1 protein-coding gene is annotated in these 577 nt (G+C 52.2%); it reads left to right on the forward strand.

Annotated features, from left to right (window positions below; all coding sequences use genetic code 11):
• On the forward strand, positions 1-577 hold a 577-nt coding region (locus A3750_RS01285; protein WP_156498293.1), incomplete at both ends, for an immunoglobulin-like domain-containing protein.

Genomic DNA, 577 nt, shown 5'->3' on the forward strand with positions numbered 1-577 from the left:
CACTCCGTTTACAGACCCTGGTGCATCGGCAACCGACGCGGTAGACCCTTCGGTGACGGTTATAACGAGCGGCGATACTGTTGATGCCAATACGGCAGGTACTTACACAATTCTCTACGATGCGCAGGACCAAGATCTTAACGACGCTAATCAACGTTCTCGTACAGTTATCGTTGGAGATTTCACAGCCCCCGTTATTTCGTTAAATGGCGATAGCACAATTACTCATGAACAACTAACGCCATACGTAGACTTGGGAGCAACAGCGACTGACAATATTGACGGCGATATGGGTAACGTGCCCTCAACGGGCAGCGTCGCCTCAAACACAGCGGGCACTTATCTGCTGAGTTATGACATCAGCGACGCCGCGGGCAATGACGCTGTAACGGTCGTTCGGACAGTTATCGTTGAAGATACTACACCTCCGTCTCTGTCGCTCTCTGGTCTCGCGACCGTAAACCACGAACAAGGCACGCCTTATGTGGACCCAGGCGCGACAGCATCAGATAACCTAGATGGTAACCTGACCTCAAACATCGTGGTTAGCAATCCAGTCAACAGCGGCCTTGCTGGC

This window comes from Oleiphilus sp. HI0079, assembly GCF_001635105.1.